This window comes from Serratia sp. szju (genome assembly GCF_044594185.1).
Classification (GTDB): Bacteria; Pseudomonadota; Gammaproteobacteria; order Enterobacterales; family Enterobacteriaceae; genus Serratia; species Serratia bockelmannii.
In genome coordinates, this window is sequence record NZ_CP172576.1 from 397,871 (window position 1) to 420,764 (window position 22,894).

Here is a 22,894-nt window from a genome sequence, read left to right on the forward strand (position 1 = left end):
TGTTCGGCACAAAAAAAGCACCCCTCGGGGTGCTTTTTTATTACCTGCGGTTCACCATACCGGCGAGTCTTTCTCCGGATGAAACTCCACCAACAACGGATTGTGATCCGACGCGCTGGTCACCAGCACCGACGCCTCTACGACCCCAAGATTGCGGTAAAACACGAAGTCCAGCGGACGGCCAAAAGCCTTGCGGCGGTGATCGTCGGTGAAGCTCACTTCGCGCAGCGCCATTTCGCCGGCGAAGTCATACAGCGCATTGATGCGCTTGCGGCTCCACGCGTTGAAATCCCCCGCCATAATCACCGGCCCCCGGTGACTGGCGATCTGTTCGCCTATCGGCCCCAACTGCTTGCTGTAGACGTCGACGCCCAGGCTAAAGTTCACCGCATGGATGTTCACCACCATCAACAGTTCACCGTTGTACAGCGGATAAACGGTGATCAGGGCCGACTTAGAAAGCCGCAGCAGGGGCTCTCGCTCGCGCAGCGGGCAGCAGTAAACAGGATGAGCGGCCGCCAGCGTCATCACGCCGGAAGGATGCTGCGGCAGCACAAAGGCCGGTACCTGATCGGCCGCCAGGTAGTTGGCAGTAGCGTAGCTCACCAGTTCCGGCGTGGTTTGCGCCTCTTGCAACAACACCAGCTGCGCGTCTTTGCCATGGTTTTTCAGCACCGAAAGCCAGTCGGCTCGCTGCTGTTTGAAAATATTCCACACCATAACGCGCAAGGCGCCGGTCGTCGGCAGCGCCGCCCCTGGCGGCAACGGCTGGTTAACGGCGCCAGGAAAGATTCGCTCAACTGGCTGACCTGCAACATACCTCATTGCATAAGTTCGTTTCGGCACGCGATTCGCCTATTACCCATTAACATGAAAACTGGCGATGAACACTCGCCAACGATGAATTGATTATACGCCTACCCCGCATAGAGGGCATGGCTTTTGCGGGCATCACCTTTTCAGTTATAGGGGCCACCTGCAGCGATTTCAATCTTCTGACGGTATAGCTGTGTAAAGACAGGGAGTAATAGGTGAAAAATGCGAAAAGGCCCGCAAAATGCGGGCCAGACAACAATGATTTTGTGTATCAAACCGTTTGCAGCTGAGACTTTTTATCCAGGCGGCCGCTGAGGCTAACCAGCAACAGTGCAACTACCACGATCAGCGCGCCAATCCAGGGGGTCTGCGCCAGCCCCAGTGAGGCGACGGTCTGACCGCCAATCACCGAACCGAGCGCAATACCGATGTTGAACGCCGCGATATTGAGACCGGACGCCACATCTACCGCATTTGGCGTGTATTGCGCGGCTTTCTGCACCACATAGACCTGCAGCCCCGGTACGTTGCCGAAAGCGAACACACCCATCGCAATCACCGTCAGCAAAGCGGCAATACTGTGGCTGGCGGTAAACTGAAACACCAATAACAAAACAGCCAGCGCGGCAAAGATAAAGCTCAACGCACGCACCGCCCCATGGCGATCGGCCAGCTTGCCCCCCCAGATGTTACCCACCGCCACCGCGACACCATAAGCCAACAGTATCCAGCTCACGGTCGGAGCAGAGAAGCCCGCCAGTTCCTGCATCATTGGCGCAAGGAAGGTAAAGGTCGTGAAGACCCCGCCGTATCCCAATGCGGTAATTGCGTAAATCAGCAGCAGACGAGGATGGGTCAGTACTTTCATCTGTTCCCGCACGCCGGCGCTGCCCTGGTTCTTGATATTGTTCGGCACCAGAATAATGCTGGCCACCGTAGCGACCGCGCCAATCAGAGAAACGGCCAGGAAGGTCTCACGCCAGCCAAACTGCTGACCGATGAACGTCCCTAACGGTACGCCGGTCACCAGCGCCACCGTCAGGCCGCCAAACATGATGGCGATGGCGGAAGCCGCCTTCTCTTTCGCCACCAGGCTCGTCGCGATAGTGGAGCCGATAGAGAAGAACACGCCGTGCGCCAGGCCGGTCAACAACCGGGCAATCACCAGCGATTCATAGCTGGGTGATTGCCAGGCCAGCAGGTTACCGAGAGTGAACAGCACCATCAGGCCAACCAGCAGCAGCTTGCGCGGTATACGGCTGGTCAGGGCCGTCAGCACCGGCGCGCCAATGGCCACGCCGAGGGCATAGATAGTCACCAGCAATCCAGCGGACGGTACGGTCACCCCAATCTGCTCCGCGATAGTCGGGATCAACCCAACAATCACGAACTCGGTCGTGCCGATAGCAAAAGCGCTGATGGTTAAGGCAAGTAATGCGAGTGGCATTTTTTACTCCGAAATAGCATTCAAGTTGATGACGGCTATTATCTGCCTATGCTTAAATGATAAAAATGCTCAAAATTTCAAATTAACTTTGCTATCGGAGCAAAAATGAAAGCAAACTCAGACGAGCTGATCACCTTTGTCACCGTAGTGGAAAGCGGCAGTTTCAGCCGGGCGGCCGAACGCCTGGAACAAGCGAACTCCGTAGTCAGCCGAACGGTAAAAAAACTGGAAAGCAAACTGGGCGTGACGTTGCTCAACCGCACCACGCGCCAAATCAGCCTGACTCAGGAAGGAGAGAATTACTTTCGCCAGGTGCAGAAGGTACTGAACGATATGGCCGCGGCGGAAAATGCGCTGATGGAAAGCCGCCAGCGTCCGCAAGGTCTGCTGCGCGTCGACGCGGCAACGCCGGTGGTGCTGCACATGCTGACGCCTTTAGTGGCGGAGTTCCGCGAACGTTATCCTGAAATGTCGTTATCGTTGGTGTCCTCGGAAAACTTTATCAACTTGATCGAGCGAAAAGTGGATATCGCAATCCGCGTAGGCGAACTGACCGATTCCACACTGAAAGCGCGCAAACTGATGACCAGCTACCGGCATGTGCTCGCCTCTCCAGCCTATCTGGCTCAACACGGCACGCCGCTAACGGTAGAAGATCTTGAACATCACTGCTGCATCGGCTTCAACGACCTTCCCAGCTTGAACCGCTGGCCACTGGCTTGCTCAGATGGCAGCCAGTTGGAAATCACCCCAGGCTTGACGACCAATAGCGGAGAAACCCAGCGCCATCTCTGTCTGCATGGCAACGGTATCGCCTGCCTGTCGGACTTTATGAGCGACGAAGATATCAAACGTGGAGATTTGGTCCCGATTCTGGTGGAAGCGACACTGCCGGTCGCCATGCCGATCAACGCGGTTTATTACAGCGACAGCGCCGTCAGCAACCGTCTGCGCAGTTTTATTGATTTTGTGAGTGAATACCTGAAACGATAAAAAAGGCGCCCCGATGGACGCCTTATGCTGACTACTGCGAGGAATGATTAATCCCAGTTTGGCGCCAGACCTTCTGGGCTAACCAGACGGCCGTTGCACTCCAGTGCGGCAATCTGCGCCATATCTTCGTCGGTCAGCGTCAGTTGCTGCGCCAACAGGTTGCTCGCCAGGTTTTCACGCTTGGTCGAAGAAGGAATAACCGCATAACCCAGCTTCAATGCCCAAGCCAGGACAACCTGTGCTGGGGTCGCATTGTGACGAGCAGCAATGCTTTTGATCGTTTCGTCCTGCAGCGCTTTGCCGTAGGCCAACGTCATGTAAGAGGTGATGGCGATGTCGTGCTGCTGCGCAAATTCTACCACCTTGCGGTTCTGCAAGAACGGTGACAGCTCGATTTGGTTGGTGGCGATTTCATCGGCGCCAATCGCGTCAATCGCTTGCTGCATCAAGTCGATGGTGAAGTTAGATACGCCGATTTGGCGGGTCAGCCCCAGCTTTTTCGCTTCCAGCAGCTCAGCCATAAATTCGGCAACCGGCACTTCGTCGTTGGGTGACGGCCAGTGGATCAGCGTCAGATCAACGTAGGACGTTTGCAGTTTTTTCAGGCTTTCTTGCAGGCTTGGGATCAGCGCGCCTTTCGCCAGGTTCGCGATCCAAATCTTGGTGGTGATGAACAGGTCTTCACGTTTCACGCCGCTGGCAGCGATAGCCTGGCCAACAGCCGCTTCGTTTTCATAGATCTGTGCAGTATCAATAGTGCGATAGCCCAGCTCGAGTGCGGTGCTGACAGAATCGATAACAACCTGATCCTGAAGGCGGAAAGTACCTAAACCAAATGCAGGGATGCTCATAATGTTTTCTCTCATTAATGGGTAGATGTGGTATGAGGAAGATTATGGCAACTTTTTTATTGATCAAAAACGCCTGGTTCGGCATAAGACTTTTGATCTAAAGGCAACAATATGGGGAGTAAGGCGGTAAGGAAGGACAATTCCGGCCTGAAAATCGCAAAATATAGATATGAAAAAGCCCTGAGTCAGAGACTCAGGGCTTATCAATTAAGTGGCGGAACGGACGGGGCTCGAACCCGCGACCCCCTGCGTGACAGGCAGGTATTCTAACCAACTGAACTACCGCTCCACCGATTCTTTTACGTTGCATCTCTCGATGCCGGCAAATTCGCGCTTTGCGATTTGCGCATTACCAGTCGTCACACTGATAACGTTAATTTGATGCCTGGCAGTGTCCTACTCTCGCATGGGGAGACCCCACACTACCATCGGCGCTACGGCGTTTCACTTCTGAGTTCGGCATGGGGTCAGGTGGGACCACCGCGCTATTGCCGCCAGGCAAATTCTGTTTCATTCCAACCGCCTCACTTCCATGAAGCCATCAGAACCAATCTCGGAACTTCGCTGAAAATCTCTCTAAAAACACCTTCGGTGTTGTAAGGTTAAGCCTCACGGATCATTAGTACTGGTTAGCTCAATGCATCGCTGCACTTACACACCCAGCCTATCAACGTCTTAGTCTTAAACGTTCCTTCAGGGGCCTTAAAGGCCCAGGGAAGACTCATCTTGAGGCAAGTTTCGCGCTTAGATGCTTTCAGCGCTTATCTTTTCCGCACTTAGCTACCGGGCAATGCCATTGGCATGACAACCCGAACACCAGTGGTGCGTTCACTCCGGTCCTCTCGTACTAGGAGCAACCCCTCTCAATCTTCCAACGCCCACGGCAGATAGGGACCGAACTGTCTCACGACGTTCTAAACCCAGCTCGCGTACCACTTTAAATGGCGAACAGCCATACCCTTGGGACCTACTTCAGCCCCAGGATGTGATGAGCCGACATCGAGGTGCCAAACACCGCCGTCGATATGAACTCTTGGGCGGTATCAGCCTGTTATCCCCGGAGTACCTTTTATCCGTTGAGCGATGGCCCTTCCATTCAGAACCACCGGATCACTAAGACCTACTTTCGTACCTGCTCGAGCCGTCACTCTCGCAGTCAAGCTAGCTTATGCCTTTGCACTAACCTCACGATGTCCGACCGTGATTAGCTAACCTTCGTGCTCCTCCGTTACTCTTTGGGAGGAGACCGCCCCAGTCAAACTACCCACCAGACACTGTCCTCACCCCAGATTATGGGGCCGAGTTAGAACATCAAACATTAAAGGGTGGTATTTCAAGGATGGCTCCACGCAGACTGGCGTCCACGCTTCAAAGCCTCCCACCTATCCTACACATCAAGGCTCAATGTTCAGTGTCAAGCTATAGTAAAGGTTCACGGGGTCTTTCCGTCTTGCCGCGGGTACACTGCATCTTCACAGCGAGTTCAATTTCACTGAGTCTCGGGTGGAGACAGCCTGGCCATCATTACGCCATTCGTGCAGGTCGGAACTTACCCGACAAGGAATTTCGCTACCTTAGGACCGTTATAGTTACGGCCGCCGTTTACTGGGGCTTCGATCAAGAGCTTCGCCTTGCGGCTGACCCCATCAATTAACCTTCCAGCACCGGGCAGGCGTCACACCGTATACGTCCACTTTCGTGTTTGCACAGTGCTGTGTTTTTATTAAACAGTTGCAGCCAGCTGGTATCTTCGACTGGCTTCAGCTCCATCCGCAAGGGACTTCACCTACATGCCAGCGTGCCTTCTCCCGAAGTTACGGCACCATTTTGCCTAGTTCCTTCACCCGAGTTCTCTCAAGCGCCTTGGTATTCTCTACCTGACCACCTGTGTCGGTTTGGGGTACGATTTAATGTTACCTGATGCTTAGAGGATTTTCCTGGAAGCAGGGCATCAACTACTTCTGCACCGTAGTGCATCGTCATCACGCCTCAGGGTTAGTATGCAACCGGATTTACCAGGTCACACCCCCTACACGCTTAAACCGGGACAACCGTCGCCCGGCTAGCCTAGCCTTCTCCGTCCCCCCTTCGCAGTAACACCAAGTACAGGAATATTAACCTGTTTCCCATCGACTACGCTTTTCAGCCTCGCCTTAGGGGTCGACTCACCCTGCCCCGATTAACGTTGGACAGGAACCCTTGGTCTTCCGGCGAGCGGGCTTTTCACCCGCTTTATCGTTACTTATGTCAGCATTCGCACTTCTGATACCTCCAGCAACCCTCACAGGCCACCTTCAACGGCTTACAGAACGCTCCCCTACCCAACAACGCCTAAGCGTCGCTGCCGCAGCTTCGGTGCATGGTTTAGCCCCGTTACATCTTCCGCGCAGGCCGACTCGACCAGTGAGCTATTACGCTTTCTTTAAATGATGGCTGCTTCTAAGCCAACATCCTGGCTGTCTATGCCTTCCCACATCGTTTCCCACTTAACCATGACTTTGGGACCTTAGCTGGCGGTCTGGGTTGTTTCCCTCTTCACGACGGACGTTAGCACCCGCCGTGTGTCTCCCGTGATAACATTCTTCGGTATTCGGAGTTTGCATCGGTTTGGTAAGCCGGGATGGCCCCCTAGCCGAAACAGTGCTCTACCCCCGAAGATGAGTTCACGAGGCGCTACCTAAATAGCTTTCGGGGAGAACCAGCTATCTCCCGGTTTGATTGGCCTTTCACCCCCAGCCACAAGTCATCCGCTAATTTTTCAACATTAGTCGGTTCGGTCCTCCAGTTAGTGTTACCCAACCTTCAACCTGCCCATGGCTAGATCACCGGGTTTCGGGTCTATACCTTGCAACTAATCGCCCAGTTAAGACTCGGTTTCCCTACGGCTCCCCTATACGGTTAACCTTGCTACAAAATATAAGTCGCTGACCCATTATACAAAAGGTACGCAGTCACACCACGAAGGTGCTCCCACTGCTTGTACGTACACGGTTTCAGGTTCTATTTCACTCCCCTCGCCGGGGTTCTTTTCGCCTTTCCCTCACGGTACTGGTTCACTATCGGTCAGTCAGGAGTATTTAGCCTTGGAGGATGGTCCCCCCATATTCAGACAGGATGTCACGTGTCCCGCCCTACTCATCGAACTCACGACCTGTGCATTTTAGTGTACGGGGCTATCACCCTTTGCTGCGCGACTTTCCAGACGCTTCCACTAACACACAAGCCGATTCAGGTTCTGGGCTCCTCCCCGTTCGCTCGCCGCTACTGGGGGAATCTCGGTTGATTTCTTTTCCTCGGGGTACTTAGATGTTTCAGTTCCCCCGGTTCGCCTCATGCCACTATGTATTCATGACATGATAGTGTGTCGAAACACACTGGGTTTCCCCATTCGGGTATCGCCGGTTATAACGGTTCATATCACCTTACCGACGCTTTTCGCAGATTAGCACGCCCTTCATCGCCTCTGACTGCCTAGGCATCCACCGTGTACGCTTAGTCACTTAACCTCACAACCCGAAGATGTTTCCATCGTTCGTGCTGCAAACATTTGAGAGACTCTATGACAGGTTACTCTTCATCCCAATACGTCTACGGAGGGATAAATTTCAGCCGTCATGTTTCAATTTTCAGCTTGTTCCAGATTGTTAAAGAGCAATATCTTAAACATGACTCGCAAGTCATCTTTAAGATTTTTTCGGTTATCGCTAACCGGTGATAATGTCTTTCACTCATTATCGGAATGGCGTCCCCAAGGGGATTCGAACCCCTGTTACAGCCGTGAAAGGGCAGTGTCCTAGGCCTCTAGACGATGGGGACCCGAAATTGGCTTATCGAATCACCGATTCGATAATTTCGGGTAAAGGTGAGATTTTTCGTGAAAAATCGAGCGCCATTGTCGTTTGTCACTGCACTGGACAGTCACAAATCTCCCGGCACTTACCTATACCACAAGGTTTTGTTTGCTCATTACTTTTTCATCAGACAATCTGTGTGAGCACGCCACTCGAATCAATATCTTTAGGTAAGGAGGTGATCCAACCGCAGGTTCCCCTACGGTTACCTTGTTACGACTTCACCCCAGTCATGAATCACAAAGTGGTAAGCGCCCTCCCGAAGGTTAAGCTACCTACTTCTTTTGCAACCCACTCCCATGGTGTGACGGGCGGTGTGTACAAGGCCCGGGAACGTATTCACCGTAGCATTCTGATCTACGATTACTAGCGATTCCGACTTCATGGAGTCGAGTTGCAGACTCCAATCCGGACTACGACATACTTTATGAGGTCCGCTTGCTCTCGCGAGGTCGCTTCTCTTTGTATATGCCATTGTAGCACGTGTGTAGCCCTACTCGTAAGGGCCATGATGACTTGACGTCATCCCCACCTTCCTCCAGTTTATCACTGGCAGTCTCCTTTGAGTTCCCGGCCGAACCGCTGGCAACAAAGGATAAGGGTTGCGCTCGTTGCGGGACTTAACCCAACATTTCACAACACGAGCTGACGACAGCCATGCAGCACCTGTCTCAGAGTTCCCGAAGGCACCAATCCATCTCTGGAAAGTTCTCTGGATGTCAAGAGTAGGTAAGGTTCTTCGCGTTGCATCGAATTAAACCACATGCTCCACCGCTTGTGCGGGCCCCCGTCAATTCATTTGAGTTTTAACCTTGCGGCCGTACTCCCCAGGCGGTCGATTTAACGCGTTAGCTCCGGAAGCCACGCCTCAAGGGCACAACCTCCAAATCGACATCGTTTACAGCGTGGACTACCAGGGTATCTAATCCTGTTTGCTCCCCACGCTTTCGCACCTGAGCGTCAGTCTTCGTCCAGGGGGCCGCCTTCGCCACCGGTATTCCTCCAGATCTCTACGCATTTCACCGCTACACCTGGAATTCTACCCCCCTCTACGAGACTCTAGCTTGCCAGTTTCAAATGCAGTTCCCAGGTTGAGCCCGGGGATTTCACATCTGACTTAACAAACCGCCTGCGTGCGCTTTACGCCCAGTAATTCCGATTAACGCTTGCACCCTCCGTATTACCGCGGCTGCTGGCACGGAGTTAGCCGGTGCTTCTTCTGCGAGTAACGTCAATTGATGAACGTATTAAGCTCACCACCTTCCTCCTCGCTGAAAGTGCTTTACAACCCGAAGGCCTTCTTCACACACGCGGCATGGCTGCATCAGGCTTGCGCCCATTGTGCAATATTCCCCACTGCTGCCTCCCGTAGGAGTCTGGACCGTGTCTCAGTTCCAGTGTGGCTGGTCATCCTCTCAGACCAGCTAGGGATCGTCGCCTAGGTGAGCCATTACCCCACCTACTAGCTAATCCCATCTGGGCACATCTGATGGCAAGAGGCCCGAAGGTCCCCCTCTTTGGTCTTGCGACGTTATGCGGTATTAGCTACCGTTTCCAGTAGTTATCCCCCTCCATCAGGCAGTTTCCCAGACATTACTCACCCGTCCGCCGCTCGTCACCCAGGAAGCAAGCTCCCCTGTGCTACCGCTCGACTTGCATGTGTTAAGCCTGCCGCCAGCGTTCAATCTGAGCCATGATCAAACTCTTCAATTAAAAGCTTGATTTGCTTCCACTCGAGAAGCGATGCTCAAAGATTTACTGCATGAATTTTACTTCAGTTAGTCACTCTTCAAGACTTGATATTTTTTTGCATCCGAAGATGCTGGATATCGTCTTGTGGAGTGCCCACACAGATTGTCTGATAAATTGTTAAAGAGCAGTGAGTTAGGCGCTTTCGCTTGCTAACTCGAGGTGGCGTATATTACGCTTTTCACCCGGAGAGTCAAGCGTTTATTTCGCTTTTCTCTCGCTGACCCGGCGGCTTGTCAGTCGTTGTTCCCGGTCAGTGGAGGCGCATTATAGGGAGTTCTCGGCGGGCCGCAACCCCTAAATGCAAAAAACTTTTCAAGCGTTCAAATAATCACCAAAAACGCCTTTTTAGGATGTTTATTAGTCAGAAAATACCGGTTTTAGCACAGTAATAGCGGCAAACCCTGTAAACAGGGACAAACGAAGGTAAAGAAAAGGGAGCGGTCACCCGCTCCCTTTCATCTTTATTACGCTTAATTGTCGTTATTGGCGTGCAACGATATGGTCGTTTTCCACATCCAGCGTTACCAGCTTGCCGGGGATCAGTTTGCCAGACAGGATTTGCTGCGCCAGCGGGTTCTCGATCTCCTGCTGAATAGCACGCTTCAACGGACGCGCACCATACACAGGGTCGTAACCCGTTTTGCTCAACAGAGCCAGGGCCGGTTCGGTCATGGTCACTTCGTAACCGCGCTCTTCCAAACGCTTGTACAGACGCGACAGCTGAATCTTGGCGATCGCGGCAATGTGTTTCTCGCCCAGCGGGTGGAACACCACCACTTCGTCGATACGGTTGATGAACTCCGGACGGAAGTGGTGACTCACCATCTCCATCACCGACTCTTTCATCTGCGCGTAGTTCATCTGACCGAAATGCTCCTGGATCAGATCGGACCCCAGGTTGGACGTCATGATCACCACAGTATTGCGGAAATCGACGGTACGGCCTTGACCATCGGTCAGGCGGCCGTCATCCAACACCTGCAACAGAATATTGAACACGTCCGGATGCGCTTTCTCGACTTCATCCAGCAGAATCACCGAATAAGGCCGGCGACGTACGGCTTCCGTCAGGTAGCCGCCCTCTTCATAACCGACATAACCTGGAGGCGCACCGACCAGACGCGACACGGAGTGTTTCTCCATAAACTCGGACATATCGATACGCACCATAGCGTCGTCGCTGTCGAACAGGAACGAAGCCAGTGCCTTGCAGAGCTCGGTTTTCCCCACCCCGGTCGGGCCGAGGAACAGGAACGAACCGATCGGCCGATTAGGATCGGACAGCCCCGCACGGCTGCGGCGGATCGCATTGGAGACCGCGCTGACCGCTTCGTCTTGGCCAATCACTCGCGAATGCAGCTCTTGCTCCAGGCGCAGCAGCTTGTCGCGCTCACCTTCCAGCATTCTGGCCACCGGGATCCCGGTGGCACGCGCCAGCACTTCAGCAATCTCCGCATCGGTCACCCGGTTACGCAACAGCTTCATGCTCTTGCCTTCGGCCTGCGTAGCGGCGGCGAGCTGTTTCTCCAGCTCAGGGATCTTGCCGTACTGCAGTTCCGACATCCGCCCCAGATCGCCGACGCGGCGCGCCTGCTCCAGGGTGATTTTGGCCTGCTCGAGTTCAGCCTTGATGTTCTGGGTGCCGGAGAGCGACGCTTTTTCCGCCTTCCACTCTTCTTCCAGCTCAGAATATTCGCGCTCTTTCTGCCCCAGCTCATCGCTGAGCATGTCCAGGCGTTTCTTGCTGGCGTCGTCAGACTCTTTATTCAGCGCCTGCTGTTCCAGCTTCAATTGGATGATGCGGCGCTCAAGCCTGTCGAGCGACTCCGGCTTAGAGTCCATCTGCATGCGAATGCTGGACGCCGCTTCGTCGATAAGGTCAATAGCCTTGTCCGGCAATTGACGATCGGCGATATAGCGGTGCGAAAGCGTTGCCGCCGCCACGATGGCCGGGTCGGTGATTTGCACGTGGTGGTGCAGTTCATAACGCTCTTTCAGGCCGCGCAGGATAGCGATGGTGTCTTCCACGCTCGGCTCCGCCACATACACTTTCTGGAAACGACGTTCGAGCGCCGCATCCTTCTCTATATATTGACGATACTCGTCGAGCGTAGTCGCGCCGACGCAGTGCAGCTCGCCGCGCGCCAGCGCCGGTTTGAGCATGTTGCCTGCATCCATCGCGCCATCCGCCTTACCGGCGCCGACCATGGTGTGCAATTCGTCGATAAACAGGATAACGCTGCCTTCCTGCTTGGCCAGATCGTTGAGCACGCCTTTCAGGCGCTCTTCAAACTCGCCGCGGTACTTAGCACCGGCGATCAAGGCGCCCATATCGAGGGACAATACGCGCTTGTGCTTCAGCCCTTCCGGCACTTCGCCGTTGATGATGCGCTGCGCCAGGCCTTCGACGATGGCGGTTTTACCCACGCCAGGCTCGCCGATCAGCACCGGGTTATTTTTGGTACGACGTTGCAGCACCTGGATGGTGCGGCGGATCTCTTCGTCACGGCCGATCACCGGATCAAGCTTGCCCTGCTCGGCGCGCTCGGTCAGATCGATAGTGTATTTCTTCAATGCTTGCCGTTGGTCTTCGGCGCCTTGATCTTCCACGCTGTCACCGCCTCTCATTTGTTCAATGGCTTTGCTGATTTTGTCTGCCGTCGCGCCGGCCGCTTTCAACAAGTCGGTCAACGAGCCGCGATCTTCCAGCACCGCAAGCACAAACAGCTCGGAAGAAATGAATTTGTCCGCGCGCTTCTGCGCCAGCTTGTCGCACAGGTTCAGGACGCGCACCAGCTCATGGGACGGTTGAACGTCGCCACCGGTGCCTTCTACCTGCGGTAAACGGGACAGCGCCTGTTCGATCTCGGTGCGCACACGCCCGGCATCGATACCTGCGGAAGTTAATAGTGGACGAACCGTGCCCCCTTCCTGATTAAGCAGGGCGCTCATCAGATGTAGCGGTTCAATAAACTGGTTGTCGTGCCCAAGGGCTAGTGACTGGGCATCGGCGAGGGCAAGCTGGAATTTGTTGGTAAGACGATCCAGACGCATAACACCTCCAAGATGGGTCGAAATTGCTACTGGAGATTAAATGAGGTCATCCCTCAAATTTTCAAGGTTATCTCGACGCTAAATTTTCGGTACAACGCCATGCGTCGTTGGATCGTCCTAATTCAATAGGTTATATCAGCCAGATTAAACTTGCCAGACGTCCGGTTATTCCGTCGCGTCGATAGGAGAAAAAATGGCTCGTTTCGTTAACCGTGCAGCGATCGCCACCATAGATGGCCTGAACGCCTGCACGCAACAAGCGTTGGCGAGCCAGCAGGTAGATATTAGCCAAAAACTTATCGCCGTGCGGGGTAAATGCCGCTGCAGCTTCAGCATCTTCCGCCATGAAAGCGGCCCGCACCTCTGGCCCGACCTCAAACTGCTGCGGACCGATCGCCGGCCCCAGCCAGGCGCTAATCTGGCTCGGTGCGGCGCTGAACGCCGCCACGGTTTGCTCCAGCACGCCGTGGCACAATCCGCGCCAGCCGGCGTGGGCGGCAGCCACTTCGTCACCGTGCTGCGAGCAGAACAACACCGGCAGACAATCCGCCGTCATCACGGCACACACCTGCCCCGGCACATTGCTGTACACCGCATCCGCCCGCAAATCGGCAGGTGCTTTCCCCGTCAACGTCACCACGCGAGTGCCGTGCACCTGCTCGAGCCACACCGGCATCTGCGGCAAACCGGCGGCGATAACCAATCGTTCCCGATTGCGTGTCACCGCTTGCTCCTCGTCACCGACGTGGGTGCCGAGGTTCAGCGAGTCATAAGGCGGCAGGCTGACGCCGCCACCGCGCGTGGTACTGCAGGCCTTAACGCCGGGAGGCAACGGCCAGTCAGGCAGAATGAGCGAGCTCATTACCAGTCCATCTGATCTTTGAATTCTTCGGTGTCCGCCTTCAGCGCGTTGATCAGATCAACCATGTCCTGCGGCAGCGGCGCATGCCACTCCATCTGGATGCCGCTGATCGGATGATACAAACGCAGCATGGTGGCGTGCAGCGCCTGACGGTCAAAGCCGCGCAGCGTGTTGATGAAGGCTTCCGAAGCGCCTTTCGGCGGACGTGGACGGCCGCCGTACAGCGGATCGCCCACCAGCGGATGGCTGATGTAAGCCATGTGTACGCGGATCTGGTGAGTACGGCCGGTTTCCAGACGCAGACGCAGGCGGGTGTGCGCACGGAAATGCTCCATGATGCGATAGTGCGTTACCGCCGGTTTACCCATCGGGTGCACCGCCATATGAGTGCGTTTGGTGGAGTGACGCGCGATAGGCTCTTCTACCGTGCCGCCAGCGGTCATGGTGCCGATCGCCACCGCTTCGTATTCACGGGTGATTTCACGCGCCTGCAGCGCTTCCACCAGCCGGGTTTGCGCCGGCACGGTTTTCGCCACCACCATCAGGCCGGTGGTGTCTTTATCCAGACGGTGCACGATGCCGGCACGCGGCACGTCGGCAATTTCCGGGTAGTGATACAACAGCGCATTGAGCACCGTACCATCCGGGTTACCGGCGCCGGGATGCACCACCAAATCGCGCGGCTTGTTGATCACCAGGATGTCGCTGTCTTCATAGACAATATCCAGCGCGATATCCTGTGGCTCCCAACGCGCCTCTTCTTCAATCTGTGCATCGATGGCGACTGTCTCTCCGCCCAGCACCTTCTCTTTCGGTTTGTTTGACGTTTTGCCATTGACCTTCACCCGATCGCCCAGGATCCACTCTTTTATGCGAGATCGTGAATAATCAGGGAACAATTCGGCCAAAGCCTGATCTAAACGTTGTCCGAGTTGAGATTCGGCCACCGTTGCGGTGAGTTGTACTTGTTGTGCCATATGCAGCTTCTTCGTTAACGTTGGGTTTTCACGGCGATGCCGTTTAATATAATGTGCTATTGTACCTGGTCTTTGTCGGGAGCTTAACGGACAGTCTCCCGGAATAACACCCTGAGGATAATCAAAACGTCATGACGCGTATGAAATATCTGGTGGCGGCAGCCACGTTGAGCCTGGCGCTGGCAGGTTGCTCCACATCCAAGGATGCGGTTCCCGACAACCCACCTTCGGAAATCTATGCTACCGCGCAGCAAAAACTGCAGGACGGTAACTTCAAGGGCGCGATTACGCAACTCGAAGCGTTAGATAACCGCTATCCTTTCGGGCCGTATTCCCAGCAGGTCCAGCTGGATTTGATTTACGCCTACTATAAGGCCGCCGACTTGCCGATGGCTCAGGCATCCATCGATCGCTTCATGCGTCTGAACCCGACGCACCCGAACATCGATTACGTGATGTACATGCGCGGCCTGACCGACATGGCGCTCGATGACAGCGCGCTGCAGGGCTTCTTCGGGGTTGACCGTTCTGACCGCGATCCTCAGCACGCTCGCGCTGCGTTCCGCGACTTCAGCCAGTTGATTCAGCAATACCCGAACAGCCAATACGCGACCGACGCCAACAAGCGTTTGGTGTATTTGAAAGACCGCTTGGCCAAGTATGAGCTTTCGGTGGCGGAATACTACACTAAACGCGGTGCTTACGTCGCGGTCGTTAATCGCGCCGAACAGATGTTGCGTGAATTCCCGGATACCAAAGCGACGCACGACGTGTTGCCGCTGATGGAAAATGCCTACAAGCAGCTGCAGCTGAACGGCCAGGCTGACAAAGTGGCCAAAGTGATCGCCGCCAACCCGCAATAAGCGCGCGTCGGTAACGGCAGAAAAACAAAACGGCAGCCTCGGCTGCCGTTTTCATTGGCGTCGACCTGGTTTTCACTGGAAAAATACACAAGTAAAAACACGGTGTTAGCTAGCGCTCCTCACCGGTCAACTCATCGATAATGCGCCATCCGGCGGCAACTCTCAAGCATTAGATAGCCAATTCAAATGCTGAATCACAGATTGAACTAACTTTGCAAAAAGTGACAAAAAATCGTGATTTACATCACGCATTTAAACAAAAAGCGGGGTATGCTGGGTTCACCAAGACGGAAAGACAGAGAGGTAAGTTATATGACATTGAACATTACCAGCAAACAAATGGATATCACTCCCGCAATCCGCAATCACGTCGAAGACCGTCTCACCAAACTGGAAAAATGGCAGACCCAGCTGATAAACCCACATATCGTCTTATCTAAAGAACCGCAGGGGTTTGTCGCCGACGCTACCATTACCACGCCTAACGGCCCGCTGGTCGCCAGCGCCAAACATGATGACATGTACACCGCCGTTAATGAGCTGATCGCCAAGCTGGAACGCCAGTTGAACAAGGTGCAGCATAAAGGCGAAGCGCGCCGCTGCAATGCCAGCGTGAAAGACATCGTGCCGGAAGTCACGCAAGAGCAGGAATAACCGTCCGACAGCGATTGCCGCATCAAACGCGCCCGAGGGCGCGTTTTTTGTCGGGTATTTTTGTTGACGGGGTAAAAGCCAGCGGTTACTTTAAAACCTGTTCGCATTAACCTTAGGTAGACCATGCCACGCACACCGTTTTTCTTCGCATTCTTTTTTACCTTCCCCTGACTGGGAGGCGTTTCGTCGTGTAAGAAAGAATGCGAAGACGAACAACAAAGCCTCCTGGAAACAGGAGGCTTTTTTTATGGCTGTTTTACAACGAATAAGAACTGAAGGCGGAAGCTGATTATGACTGACAACCCGTTATTGGTGCTGCGCGAGCGCATCAGCGCACTGGACTTGAAACTGTTGGCCCTGCTGGCGGAACGCCGTGAGCTGGCGATCGAAGTCGGCAAGACCAAGCTGCACTCTCATCGCCCGATCCGCGATAAAGAGCGCGAGCGCGATCTGCTGGATGCGCTGATCGCCGCCGCCAAGCCTTACGACCTGGACGGCTTTTACGTCACCCGCCTGTTTCAACTGATCATCGAAGATTCCGTCCTGACCCAGCAGGCGTTGCTACAGCACCAGCTCAACCCCGTCAGCCAACATTCCGCCCGCATCGCCTTCCTCGGCCCAAAAGGCTCTTACTCACATCTGGCAGCACGCCAATACGCTGCCCGCCACTTCGATCAGCTGATCGAATGCGGCTGCCAGAAGTTTCAGGATATCTTCACCCAGGTGGAAACCGGCCAGGCGGACTATGCGATTCTGCCGATCGAGAACACCAGCTCCGGGTCGATTAACGAGGTGTACGATCTGCTGCAGCACACCAGCCTGTCGATCGTCGGCGAACTGACCAACCCGATCAATCACTGCGTTCTGATTGCCGGCGACAGCGATCTGAGCCAGATTGAAACCGTCTACAGCCACCCGCAACCGTTCCAGCAGTGCAGCCAGTTCCTGAACCGCTTCCCGCACTGGAAAATCGAATACACTGAAAGCACAGCGGCCGCGATGGAGAAAGTCGCCAAGCTGAATTCGCCGAAGGTGGCTGCTCTGGGCAGCGAAGCCGGCGGCGCACTGTATGGGCTGCAGGTGCTGGAACATAACCTCGCCAACCAGCAGCAGAACATCACCCGTTTTATCGTCCTGGCGCGCAAAGCGATCGACGTCTCCGAACAGGTGCCGGCCAAAACCACGCTGATCATGGCGACCGGCCAACAATCCGGCGCACTGGTCGAAGCGCTGCTGGTACTACGCGACAACGGCATAATCATGACCAAGCTGGAGTCACGCCCGATCAACGGCAATCCGTGGGAAGAGATGTTTTATATCGATGTGCAGGCCAACCTACGCGCCGAGGCGATGCAAAAAGCGCTGCGCGATCTGACGCCAATCACCCGCTCGCTGAAGGTGCTGGGCTGTTACCCGAGCGACACCGTGGTGCCGGTCAACCCATCCTGAAACCATAAAAAAAGGGTTCGGCTTGGCCGAACCCTTTACGTTTACTGCCCGCGTTTCACTGCCGGCTGTCGTTAGCCTGCCGCAACAGCGTGCGGCTCTCCACCAGAAAGCGCTGGGCGTAATCGCCGAACCAATGCTCTACCTTGCGGAAGCTATCGATAAACGCCTGTTTGTCGCCATGCTCCAACAGCTTGATCGCCTCGCCGAAGCGCTGGTAGTAACGCTTAATCAGCGCCACGTTTTCTTCCGACGACATGATGATGTCAGCGTACAGCTGCGGATCCTGCGCGAACAGGCGGCCAACCATCGCCAGCTCCAGCCGGTAGATCGGCGAGGAGAGCGCCAGCAGCTGCTCCAGTTGCACGTTCTCTTCCGCCAGGTGCAGCCCGTAGGCGAAGGTGGCGAAGTGCCGCAGCGCCTGAATAAACGCCATATTCTGATCGTGTTCGACCGCGCTGATACGATGCAGCCGCGCCCCCCACACCTGCAGCTGTTCAAGCAGCCATTGGTAAGCCTCCGGTTGGCGGCCATCGCAGTAAACCACCACCTGCTTCGCCACGCTGCCCACGTCCGGACCAAACATCGGATGCAACCCCACCACCGGGCCGCTGTGCGCCGCCAACATAGCATGCAGCGGACGATTCTTCACCGACGCCAGATCCACCAGAATGCAGTCGTCGGGCAACAGCGGCAGGCGGCTTATCACCTGCTCGGTCACATGGATCGGTACGCTGACAATCACCATACCGGCGTCGGCCAACAGCTGTTCCGCCTGCGGCCAATCTTCCTGATCCAATACCCTGACCTGATAACCCGACAGCGTCAGCAGACGGTTGAACAGCCGGCCCATCTGGCCGTTGCCGCCGATGATGACGATCGGCCGCAGCTGCGGGCACAGAGTTTTAAAACCTTTATCGTTCTCGCTGACGTACGATTCGCGCATCACACGGCGCAAGACGTCCTCGATCAAATCCGGCGGCACGCCGAGGTTTTCCGCCTCCTGGCGGCGCGAGGCCAGCATCGCCGCCTCGCGTTCCGGCACATAAACCGGTAAACCGTGGCGGCTTTTCACCTCCCCCACTTCCGCTACCAGATGCAGGCGTTTCGCCAGCAGATCCAGCAACGCTTTGTCCACCTCGTCGATTTGATCGCGCAGCGCGGTCAGTTCTGCCACCATAACTTACTTTTCTCCCGTGCGTGCCTTCAGCGCAGCGCCGAGTTCCTGATGCATGTGGCGCAGCAGCGTTTCCGTGCTCTCCCAGTCGATGCAGGCGTCGGTGACGGATACGCCGTAACGCATGTCAGCACGCGGCTGTTCGGAAGACTGATTGCCCTCATGCAGATGGCTCTCCAGCATAATGCCGGTAATCGAGCGGTTACCCGCTTTAATCTGCTCCACCACGGACTCGGCCACCGCCGGCTGACGGCGATAGTCTTTATTCGAGTTGCCATGGCTGCAATCTATCATCAAGGACGGATGGAGTCCCGCCTCGAGCATCTGTTTTTCACAGGCCGCAACGTGCTCGGCGCTGTAGTTCGGGGTTTTACCGCCGCGCAGGATCACGTGCCCGTCCGGATTGCCCTGAGTCTGCAGCAAGCAAACCTGGCCCGCCTGGTTGATGCCGACGAAGCGGTGCGGCATAGCGGCGGCGCGCATGGCATTGATGGCGGTACCCAGGCTGCCGTCGGTGCCGTTTTTGAAGCCGACCGGCATCGACAGGCCAGAAGCCATTTCACGGTGGGTCTGCGATTCGGTGGTACGCGCACCGATCGCCGACCAGCTGAACAAGTCCCCCAGGTACTGCGGGCTGTTCGGATCCAACGCTTCGGTAGCCAACGGCAAGCCCATGCCCACTAAATCCAGCAACAGGCGACGCGCGATATGCAAGCCTGCTTCAACGTCAAACGAACCGTCCATGTACGGATCGTTGATCAAACCTTTCCAGCCGACAGTGGTTCTGGGTTTTTCAAAGTAGACGCGCATAACGATATACAGCTGATCGCTCAAGTCAGCCGCCAGGGTTTTCAAACGACGGGCGTAGTCCAGCGCCGCGTCCGGATCGTGGATCGAACAAGGCCCACACACGACCAACAGGCGATGATCGCGCCCCTGCAAAATGTTGGCGATGGTGTTACGCGCGGTGGCGATTTCATTTTCGTCGTCGGCGCTGAGCGGGAACTGGTTCTTCAGCTCCTCCGGCGTGATGAGAACCTGTTCTGCACTGATGTGTACGTTATTGAGCGCGTCTTTTTGCATGATGCTATTCCTGTCGTTTGGCGTTATGCGTTGAAATGGAACATTGAGCGTGTCAGGGCTCTACCCTATCACGATATGTAAAGTTTTCAATCCAATTTCCGTAAATAAAAAATTACCATAATTTCTCTTATGAAAGAACATGCATAAATACATCAAGAAAATACAATAAAAACAAACAAATTCAATTAAATAATAAATTCACGAACGCCTCAAAACGCACCTGTTCGCCTTCCCGACGAAAGCCCCATATCGTAAACATATGTGTACGACCTGTTTTACAGGCAAGATACGCCGCCCGTCTCGGCGCCAACGAACGGGCAGGCGCGGATACCGTCAGACTCAGCACGAAATGCCGCCGAAAGCGATGAATTTCAGTAGAAGAAAAGCGAATAAATGAGGAATAAAAATTAAAAACTTAAGCTAATAGCGGCTATTTTTGTCGCTGAAATGAACCGATATAATGTGACCGTCATCAACAATAACCACCCTTAACAACTGGATCCAAGATGCTCTCTTCTCGCGCTCGTCGCGCTTTTCCGCTGTATATTTGCTGCTTAACGACTTTCACCAGTGTTTCAGCCTTTGCCGACAATACGCTTTTCACCGCGATGGACGATCCGGCCACCGCCAAGAAACCATTCGAAGGCAACGTGCAGGCGGGCTACAACGCCCAGTCAGGCAACTCGCAGAGCTCCACCCTGCTTGCCAACACCAACATGACCTGGTTCAACAGCGACGCGGCGTACAGCCTGTGGGGGGCGGCTAACAACACCACCTCCTCCAACGTGCGCTCGTCCGAAAAATACCAGGCCGGTGGCCGTACGCGCTATAACCTGACCGACCGCAACTACCTGTTCGGCCAGGCCAGCTGGCTGAGCGACCGTTTCAACGGTTACGACTCACGCTCCACGCTGACCGGCGGCTACGGCCGTCAACTCCTCAACGGGCCGCTTAGCGATCTGCGGGTGGAATTCGGTCCCGGCGTGCGCCATGACGAATACCATGGCGGCGGCCGCTCGACCAAAGGGTTGGCCTATGGCGCGGCCAACTATTCCTATCAGCTGACCGACAACACCAAGTTCATTCAGGGCGTTTCCGCACTGGCGAACGAAGAAACCACGCTGAACTCGGAAAGCGCGTTGAACGTGGCGATCAACGATCGCTTCTCGCTGCGCGTGGCTTACACCGTGACCTACAACAGCAAACCGCCGGCCTCGGCGCCGAAGAACACCGACACGACGACCTCAGTCACGCTGGTCTACGGCCTGTAATTTCCCCCCAATATTTCTCAAAGCCCATCATTGATGGGCTTTTTTTATGCCTGCCGCCCTCTTTTGCACAATCTGCTAAAAATATTCACCCCACCCATTGACGACTTTAGCAAATAGCTTAATACTGTATGCATATACAGTAATTATTATACAGCCTCGGAGCATGATGGATTTCGATAGAGAGTGGCCAGAAACGCATCGATAGCCGCCACAGCTCCCGAGAGACTGTAAACAAAGCGAGCATAAGCTATGGAGAAAATCACCTCATTCATCACCTACGCCATGGCGTTGTTTCTCGCCTGGCTCGGCAAGCTGTCACCGCAGGACATTGCCTTTCTAGTCGGTGCGGCGGTAGGCATCGGCACGTTTCTGGTGAACTGGTACTACCGACGTAAAAGCCTGCAGATCTTGAAGGCTATTGAACGCAATGCGGCATCACGGAGGAAAATTTACGATGAATGCAATCGTTAAGCACTGCAGCGTCGCCACCGTTTTGGCCATCGCCGTGCTATTGCCGTCATTTGGCGAGCTGCAAACCTCAGAAGCCGGCCTCAGGCTGATCGCCGATCTCGAAGGCTGCCGCCTGTCGCCTTACCAGTGTAGCGCCGGGGTGTGGACACAGGGCATTGGACACACTGCCGGCGTCATCCCAGACAAGATGATAGATGAACGCAAAGCCGCGGTGGATTTGGTAGACGATGTTCGCCGCACCGAACGCGGCATGGCCGCTTGCCTGCCGCATACGCTCTCGCAACAAACCTATGACGCAGTGATCGCCTTCGCCTTCAATGTGGGCGTCGGCGCAGCCTGCCACTCTACGCTGGTCGCGCTGCTGCAACAGCGCCAGTGGCGGCAGGCCTGCGATCAGTTACCACGCTGGATTTACGTAAACGGAAAGAAAAATAAGGGGCTGGAACAGCGACGCGCCATGGAACGCGCACTGTGCTTGCAGGGGATTGCCTCATCATGACGAGTTCGCTCGCCAAAGGGTGATGCCACAACAATTTCACTTAATTTGTTCAAGGGGGTTCTTATGATGCACTGTCCACTATGCGGTCACGTGGCCCACACTCGCTCCAGCCGCTATCTGAGCGAGTCGACCAAAGAGCGTTACCATCAATGCCGCAACATCAATTGCAGCTGCACGTTCGCCACGCACGAGTCCGTCGCGCGGGTGATCGTCAAACCTGGCGATGACATTATCCCGGCGCAGCCTCACCCGCCGGAGAGTCAGCATAAACAAAGCGCCGCGGCGCTATAATGCAAAAAGCCTGCTTATGCAGGCTTTATTATGTTGGCAGCGCGCAGACGAAATCTCGCAAATGTAACCAGTCGAGATTTAAGATAAAAAAAGGGGTTGGCATAATGCCAACCCCTGATAACTATTAACTTTTGGATGCAGCGTTAGCCAACGCGGTTCAGACGCTCTTTGATACGAGCAGCCTTACCAGTACGCTCACGCAGGTAGTACAGTTTAGCTTTACGAACGGCACCACGACGTTTCACAGCAATGCTGTCGATTACTGGGGAGTGAGTCTGGAATACGCGCTCAACACCTTCGCCGTTGGAAATCTTACGAACAGTGAATGCAGAGTGCAGACCGCGGTTACGGATAGCGATAACCACGCCCTCGAATGCCTGCAGACGTTTTTTGCTACCTTCAACGACCCATACCTTCACTTCCACGGAATCACCCGGACGGAATGCAGGTACGTCTTGTTTCATCTGCTCTTGTTCAAGTTGCTTAATAATGTTGCTCATAATATGTCTCTTACCCTAGGTAAACTGATATATCGG

The 22,894-nt window shown here is 54.9% G+C and carries 18 protein-coding genes, 2 tRNA genes, 3 rRNA genes and 1 other annotated feature; of the genes, 9 read left to right on the forward strand and 14 right to left on the reverse strand.

Features of this window, described 5'->3' with window-relative positions; translation table 11 throughout:
* Positions 1-51: 51 nt before the first annotated feature.
* Both RE418_RS02015 and RE418_RS02020 read right to left on the reverse strand, forming a co-directional pair.
* Positions 52-825, reverse strand: a complete 774-nt coding sequence (locus tag RE418_RS02015) for an endonuclease/exonuclease/phosphatase family protein (protein ID WP_033634121.1) — start codon at positions 823-825, stop codon at positions 52-54.
* A 262-nt stretch (positions 826-1,087) separates the two neighbouring features.
* Positions 1,088-2,263 carry an MFS transporter gene (locus tag RE418_RS02020; RefSeq protein WP_043135492.1) on the reverse strand — a complete coding sequence of 392 codons (1,176 nt, stop codon included), beginning with the start codon at positions 2,261-2,263 and terminating at the stop codon, positions 1,088-1,090.
* Between the two features lie 105 nt (positions 2,264-2,368).
* On the opposite strand from RE418_RS02020, the gene yafC reads away from it, so the two are divergent.
* Positions 2,369-3,256: a DNA-binding transcriptional regulator YafC gene (gene yafC / locus RE418_RS02025; protein ID WP_025301648.1), complete on the forward strand. Its 888-nt coding sequence runs from the start codon at positions 2,369-2,371 to the stop codon at positions 3,254-3,256.
* A 47-nt stretch (positions 3,257-3,303) separates the two neighbouring features.
* Here the strand turns inward: yafC and dkgB are convergent, their stop codons facing one another.
* The 9 genes from dkgB to rluD all read right to left on the reverse strand — a co-directional run bounded on the left by dkgB (position 3,304) and on the right by rluD (position 14,603).
* Positions 3,304-4,107 (reverse strand): 2,5-didehydrogluconate reductase DkgB, encoded by an 804-nt coding sequence (gene dkgB / locus RE418_RS02030; RefSeq protein WP_043135486.1) that lies wholly within the window; start codon positions 4,105-4,107, stop codon positions 3,304-3,306.
* 212 nt (positions 4,108-4,319) lie between these two features.
* Positions 4,320-4,396 (reverse strand) — tRNA-Asp (locus RE418_RS02035).
* Positions 4,397-4,490: 94 nt separating this feature from the next.
* Positions 4,491-4,606: ribosomal RNA gene (gene rrf / locus RE418_RS02040) — 5S ribosomal RNA — on the reverse strand.
* A gap of 99 nt (positions 4,607-4,705) precedes the next feature.
* Positions 4,706-7,613: ribosomal RNA gene (locus RE418_RS02045) — 23S ribosomal RNA — on the reverse strand.
* Between the two features lie 234 nt (positions 7,614-7,847).
* Positions 7,848-7,923 (reverse strand) — tRNA-Glu (locus RE418_RS02050).
* A 206-nt stretch (positions 7,924-8,129) separates the two neighbouring features.
* Positions 8,130-9,671: ribosomal RNA gene (locus RE418_RS02055) — 16S ribosomal RNA — on the reverse strand.
* Together the 16S, 23S and 5S rRNA genes with 2 tRNA genes alongside form the textbook arrangement of a ribosomal RNA operon.
* Before the next feature lie 519 nt (positions 9,672-10,190).
* Positions 10,191-12,764 carry an ATP-dependent chaperone ClpB gene (gene clpB / locus RE418_RS02060; RefSeq protein ID WP_025301647.1) on the reverse strand — a complete coding sequence of 858 codons (2,574 nt, stop codon included), beginning with the start codon at positions 12,762-12,764 and terminating at the stop codon, positions 10,191-10,193.
* A 130-nt stretch (positions 12,765-12,894) separates the two neighbouring features.
* A complete protein-coding gene (gene yfiH, locus RE418_RS02065; RefSeq protein WP_025301646.1) occupies positions 12,895-13,626 on the reverse strand; it encodes a purine nucleoside phosphorylase YfiH in 732 nt (243 codons plus the stop codon).
* Positions 13,626-14,603: a 23S rRNA pseudouridine(1911/1915/1917) synthase RluD gene (gene rluD, locus RE418_RS02070; protein WP_028127833.1), complete on the reverse strand. Its 978-nt coding sequence runs from the start codon at positions 14,601-14,603 to the stop codon at positions 13,626-13,628. Before rluD ends, yfiH begins: the two co-directional genes overlap by 1 nt.
* Before the next feature lie 131 nt (positions 14,604-14,734).
* Here rluD and bamD point away from each other — a divergent pair, with 131 nt between their 5' ends.
* From bamD to pheA, 4 genes are all read left to right on the forward strand, one after another.
* On the forward strand, positions 14,735-15,466 hold the full coding sequence (bamD, locus tag RE418_RS02075) for an outer membrane protein assembly factor BamD (protein ID WP_004932456.1): 732 nt from the start codon (positions 14,735-14,737) through the stop codon (positions 15,464-15,466).
* 312 nt (positions 15,467-15,778) lie between these two features.
* Positions 15,779-16,120 carry a ribosome-associated translation inhibitor RaiA gene (gene raiA / locus RE418_RS02080; RefSeq protein ID WP_004932457.1) on the forward strand — a complete coding sequence of 114 codons (342 nt, stop codon included), beginning with the start codon at positions 15,779-15,781 and terminating at the stop codon, positions 16,118-16,120.
* Between the two features lie 122 nt (positions 16,121-16,242).
* Positions 16,243-16,369: a sequence feature (Phe leader region), on the forward strand.
* Positions 16,244-16,291, forward strand: a complete 48-nt coding sequence (locus RE418_RS02085) for a hypothetical protein (protein WP_101428074.1) — start codon at positions 16,244-16,246, stop codon at positions 16,289-16,291. It overlaps the preceding feature by 48 nt.
* 42 nt (positions 16,370-16,411) lie before the next feature.
* On the forward strand, positions 16,412-17,569 hold the full coding sequence (pheA, locus tag RE418_RS02090; RefSeq protein WP_025301644.1) for a bifunctional chorismate mutase/prephenate dehydratase: 1,158 nt from the start codon (positions 16,412-16,414) through the stop codon (positions 17,567-17,569).
* Positions 17,570-17,624: 55 nt separating this feature from the next.
* Here pheA and tyrA read toward each other — a convergent pair whose 3' ends face one another.
* Positions 17,625-18,746 (reverse strand): bifunctional chorismate mutase/prephenate dehydrogenase, encoded by a 1,122-nt coding sequence (gene tyrA / locus RE418_RS02095; protein WP_043143894.1) that lies wholly within the window; start codon positions 18,744-18,746, stop codon positions 17,625-17,627.
* A gap of 3 nt (positions 18,747-18,749) precedes the next feature.
* The gene (locus RE418_RS02100) at positions 18,750-19,826 is read right to left on the reverse strand and encodes a 3-deoxy-7-phosphoheptulonate synthase (RefSeq protein WP_025301643.1); all 1,077 of its coding nucleotides are present in this window, start codon (positions 19,824-19,826) and stop codon (positions 18,750-18,752) included.
* 506 nt (positions 19,827-20,332) lie between these two features.
* Between RE418_RS02100 and RE418_RS02105 the strand changes: the two genes are divergently transcribed.
* From RE418_RS02105 to RE418_RS02120, 4 genes are all read left to right on the forward strand, one after another.
* A complete protein-coding gene (locus RE418_RS02105) occupies positions 20,333-21,097 on the forward strand; it encodes a YdiY family protein (protein ID WP_025301642.1) in 765 nt (254 codons plus the stop codon).
* Positions 21,098-21,346: 249 nt separating this feature from the next.
* Positions 21,347-21,568: an HP1 family phage holin gene (locus tag RE418_RS02110; RefSeq protein ID WP_025301641.1), complete on the forward strand. Its 222-nt coding sequence runs from the start codon at positions 21,347-21,349 to the stop codon at positions 21,566-21,568.
* Entirely contained in the window at positions 21,552-22,067 is a 516-nt protein-coding gene (locus tag RE418_RS02115) for a lysozyme (RefSeq protein WP_025301640.1), read from the forward strand. Before RE418_RS02110 ends, RE418_RS02115 begins: the two co-directional genes overlap by 17 nt.
* A 63-nt stretch (positions 22,068-22,130) precedes the next feature.
* Positions 22,131-22,358, forward strand: a complete 228-nt coding sequence (locus RE418_RS02120; RefSeq protein ID WP_025301639.1) for an ogr/Delta-like zinc finger family protein — start codon at positions 22,131-22,133, stop codon at positions 22,356-22,358.
* 143 nt (positions 22,359-22,501) lie between these two features.
* On the opposite strand, the gene rplS is transcribed toward RE418_RS02120, so the two are convergent.
* Positions 22,502-22,858 (reverse strand): 50S ribosomal protein L19, encoded by a 357-nt coding sequence (gene rplS / locus RE418_RS02125; RefSeq protein WP_025301638.1) that lies wholly within the window; start codon positions 22,856-22,858, stop codon positions 22,502-22,504.
* Positions 22,859-22,894 lie beyond the last annotated feature (36 nt).

What these genes read in the sequence shown, in the direction of transcription:
- RE418_RS02015 (WP_033634121.1), bottom strand. Translation starts at nt 825, where the DNA reads ATGAGGTATGTTGCAGGTCAGCCAGTTGAGCGAATCTTTCCTGGCGCC.
- RE418_RS02020 (WP_043135492.1), bottom strand. Translation starts at nt 2,263, where the DNA reads ATGCCACTCGCATTACTTGCCTTAACCATCAGCGCTTTTGCTATCGGC.
- yafC (WP_025301648.1), top strand. Translation starts at nt 2,369, where the DNA reads ATGAAAGCAAACTCAGACGAGCTGATCACCTTTGTCACCGTAGTGGAA.
- dkgB (WP_043135486.1), bottom strand. Translation starts at nt 4,107, where the DNA reads ATGAGCATCCCTGCATTTGGTTTAGGTACTTTCCGCCTTCAGGATCAG.
- clpB (WP_025301647.1), bottom strand. Translation starts at nt 12,764, where the DNA reads ATGCGTCTGGATCGTCTTACCAACAAATTCCAGCTTGCCCTCGCCGAT.
- yfiH (WP_025301646.1), bottom strand. Translation starts at nt 13,626, where the DNA reads ATGAGCTCGCTCATTCTGCCTGACTGGCCGTTGCCTCCCGGCGTTAAG.
- rluD (WP_028127833.1), bottom strand. Translation starts at nt 14,603, where the DNA reads ATGGCACAACAAGTACAACTCACCGCAACGGTGGCCGAATCTCAACTC.
- bamD (WP_004932456.1), top strand. Translation starts at nt 14,735, where the DNA reads ATGACGCGTATGAAATATCTGGTGGCGGCAGCCACGTTGAGCCTGGCG.
- raiA (WP_004932457.1), top strand. Translation starts at nt 15,779, where the DNA reads ATGACATTGAACATTACCAGCAAACAAATGGATATCACTCCCGCAATC.
- pheA (WP_025301644.1), top strand. Translation starts at nt 16,412, where the DNA reads ATGACTGACAACCCGTTATTGGTGCTGCGCGAGCGCATCAGCGCACTG.
- tyrA (WP_043143894.1), bottom strand. Translation starts at nt 18,746, where the DNA reads ATGGTGGCAGAACTGACCGCGCTGCGCGATCAAATCGACGAGGTGGAC.
- RE418_RS02100 (WP_025301643.1), bottom strand. Translation starts at nt 19,826, where the DNA reads ATGCAAAAAGACGCGCTCAATAACGTACACATCAGTGCAGAACAGGTT.
- RE418_RS02105 (WP_025301642.1), top strand. Translation starts at nt 20,333, where the DNA reads ATGCTCTCTTCTCGCGCTCGTCGCGCTTTTCCGCTGTATATTTGCTGC.
- RE418_RS02110 (WP_025301641.1), top strand. Translation starts at nt 21,347, where the DNA reads ATGGAGAAAATCACCTCATTCATCACCTACGCCATGGCGTTGTTTCTC.
- RE418_RS02115 (WP_025301640.1), top strand. Translation starts at nt 21,552, where the DNA reads ATGAATGCAATCGTTAAGCACTGCAGCGTCGCCACCGTTTTGGCCATC.
- RE418_RS02120 (WP_025301639.1), top strand. Translation starts at nt 22,131, where the DNA reads ATGATGCACTGTCCACTATGCGGTCACGTGGCCCACACTCGCTCCAGC.
- rplS (WP_025301638.1), bottom strand. Translation starts at nt 22,858, where the DNA reads ATGAGCAACATTATTAAGCAACTTGAACAAGAGCAGATGAAACAAGAC.